Here is a 2,841-nt window from a genome sequence, read left to right as displayed (position 1 = left end):
GATCACCCCGGTGCACCTGCACTACCAGCATTCCGCCTCCCCCGAGGAAAGCCGGTACCTGCAGGGACTGGCCGAGGGCAAGCTGATCGGCCAGCGCTGCCCCGCCTGCGAGAAGGTCTACATCCCGCCGCGCGGCGCCTGCCCGACCGACGGGGTGCCGACCTCCGAAGAGGTCGAACTGCCCGACACCGGGATCGTCACCACGTTCTGCATCGTCAACGTCCCGTTCCTCGGTCAGCGCATCAAGCCGCCCTACGTCGCCGCCTACATCCTGCTCGACGGTGCCGACATCCCGTTCCTCCACCTCGTGCTGGGCTGCGACGCCTCCGAGGTCAGGATGGGCATGCGGGTCCGCGCCGCCTGGAAGCCCCGCGAGCAGTGGTGGACCAGCCTCGAGAACATCAGCCATTTCGAACCGACCGGCGAGCCCGACGCGCCGTACGAGTCGTTCGCCCACCACCTGTGAGGGGTGCATTCATGCAAGACGTCGCCGTGGTCGGGTTCGCGCAGGCGCCGAACGTCCGCCGCACTTCGGGCACCACCAACGGGGTCGAGATGCTCGTGCCCATCTTCGCCGAGGTGTTCGCGCAGACCGGGTTATCCAAAAAGGACATCGGTTTCTGGTGCTCCGGCTCGTCGGACTACCTGGCAGGCCGGGCGTTTTCGTTCATCTCGGCGGTGGACGCGATCGGCGCCTTCCCGCCGATCCATGAGTCCCACGTGGAGATGGACGCCGCGTGGGCGCTGTACGAGGCGTGGCTGAAGATCCGCACCGGCGAAGTGGACACCGCGCTGGTGTACGGCTTCGGCAAGTCCTCCGCCGGGCAGCTGCGCCGCGTGCTCGCGATGCAGCTCGACCCGTACACCGTCGCTCCACTGTGGCCGGACTCGGTCAGCATCGCCGCTCTCCAGGCACGCCTGGGCCTGGAAAGCGGGCTGTGGAGCGAAAAGGACCTCGCCGAGGTCGCCGCGCGCAGCCGGGGCCTTGACCCGGCGGGGCTGCTCGACACCCCCTACGTCGCCGACCCGCTGCGGGCCCACGACATCGCTCCCATCACCGACGGCGCCGCCGTGATCATCCTCTCGTCCGCGGCACGGGCGAAGGAATTCGCCGAACGGCCCGCGGTGATCAGGGGGATCGAGCATCGCGTGGACACGCCGGTGCTCGGCGCGCGGGACCTCACCCGGGCCCCGTCCGCCGAGGCGGCCGCCAAGGCCATGGGCGCTGGGGTCGGCGGAGTCGTTAAAGGCGTGGAAGGCGTGGAAGTCGCCGAACTGCACGCCCCGTTCTCCCACCAGGAACTCATCCTGCGCGACGCGCTGGGCCTGGGCGAACGGGTGCGCGTCAACCCCTCGGGCGGCCCGCTGGCGGGCAACCCGATGTTCGCGGCCGGGCTCGCGCGCATCGGCGAGGCGGCGAAGCAGATCTTCACCGGCAGCGCGAACCGGGTGCTGGCCCACGCCACCAGCGGTCCCGCCCTGCAACAGAACCTCGTCGCGGTCATGGAAGGACTCGACTGATGGCCAAGCAACTCGCCGCCGTGCTCGGGACCGGGCAGACCCACCACCGGGCCAAGCGCACCGACGTGTCGATGCCGGGCCTGGTCCGCGAGGCGATCGACCGGGCGATGGCCGATGCCGCGGTGGAGTGGGCCGACATCGACGCGGTCGTGCTGGGCAAGGCCCCGGACCTGTTCGAGGGCGTCATGATGCCCGAACTGTTCCTCGCCGACGCGATCGGCGCCACCGGGAAGCCGATGCTGCGCGTCCACACCGCCGGTTCCGTCGGGGGATCGACGGCGCTGGTCGCGGCGAGCCTCGTGCAGTCCGGGGTGCACCGGCGCGTGCTGACGGTGGCCTACGAAAAGCAGTCCGAGTCGAACGCGATGTGGGCGCTGTCGATCATGCCGCCGTTCTCCATGCCGGTCGGGGCCGGTGCGGGCGGCTACTTCGCGCCGCACGTGCGCTCCTACATCCGCCGCTCGGGCGCACCGGAGCACGTCGGCGCGATGGTCGCGGTCAAGGACCGGCGCAACGGCGCGCTCAACCCGTACGCCCACCTGCGCCAGACGGACATCACGCTGGAATCGGTGCAGGCTTCGCAGATGCTGTGGGACCCGATCCGCTACGACGAGACCTGCCCGTCCTCCGACGGCGCGTGCGCCATGGTGATCGGCGACGAGGCCGCGGGCGACGCGGTGGCCGGAGGGGCCGCCTGGATCCACGCCACCGCGATGCGCACCGAGCCGACCACCTTCGCCGGGCGGGACCAGGTCAACCCGCAGGCGGGCCGCGACGCGGCGGCCGCGCTGTGGAAGGAGGCCGGCATCACCGATCCGCTGTCGCAAGTGGACTGCGCGGAGATCTACGTGCCGTTCTCGTGGTTCGAGCCGATGTGGCTGGAAAACCTCGGGTTCATGCCCGAGGGCGAGGGCTGGAAGCTCACCGAGGCCGGGGAGACCGCGATCGGCGGCAGGCTGCCGGTGAACCCGTCCGGCGGCGTGCTCTCGTCGAACCCCATCGGCGCCTCGGGCATGCTGCGGTTCTCCGAGGCGGCCAAGCAGGTGATGGGCCGGGCAGGCGACTACCAGGTCGACGGGGCGCGCATCGCGCTCGGCCACGCCTACGGCGGCGGCTCGCAGTACTTCTCGATGTGGGTCGTGGGCGCCGCCAAACCCACCCGCTGATCCCCCCTTCAGCCGCGGCGAAGTCCGGGGGCTGGGTGAGCGCCGGAATGGTGCTGCGGTTTCCTGTGAGGGGTCCCCTCACGGTCGATATGACTGTGAGGGGACCCCTCACGGGAGAAGGGCCAGCGTCGGCCCGGTCAGGCCAGTACGAGCG

The 2,841-nt window shown here is 70.7% G+C and carries 3 protein-coding genes; all 3 read left to right on the top strand.

What is annotated here, in order from left to right:
* On the top strand, positions 1 to 466 hold a 466-nt coding region (locus FNH05_RS35595; RefSeq protein ID WP_144593239.1), incomplete at its 5' end, for a Zn-ribbon domain-containing OB-fold protein.
* An 11-nt stretch (positions 467 to 477) separates the two neighbouring features.
* Positions 478 to 1,521, top strand: coding sequence for a thiolase domain-containing protein (locus FNH05_RS35590; RefSeq protein WP_144593238.1), 1,044 nt, complete (start codon positions 478 to 480; stop codon positions 1,519 to 1,521).
* Complete coding sequence (locus FNH05_RS35585; protein ID WP_144593237.1) at positions 1,521 to 2,687, top strand: thiolase domain-containing protein; 1,167 nt, start codon at positions 1,521 to 1,523, stop codon at positions 2,685 to 2,687. The genes FNH05_RS35590 and FNH05_RS35585 overlap by 1 nt, the downstream gene beginning before the upstream one ends.
* The last annotated feature ends 154 nt before the right edge of the window (positions 2,688 to 2,841 follow it).

The organism is Amycolatopsis rhizosphaerae (assembly GCF_007713715.1).
In the GTDB taxonomy this organism is placed as follows: domain Bacteria; phylum Actinomycetota; class Actinomycetes; order Mycobacteriales; family Pseudonocardiaceae; genus Amycolatopsis_E; species Amycolatopsis_E rhizosphaerae.
This window is presented reverse-complemented; position numbering and strand designations above follow the sequence as displayed.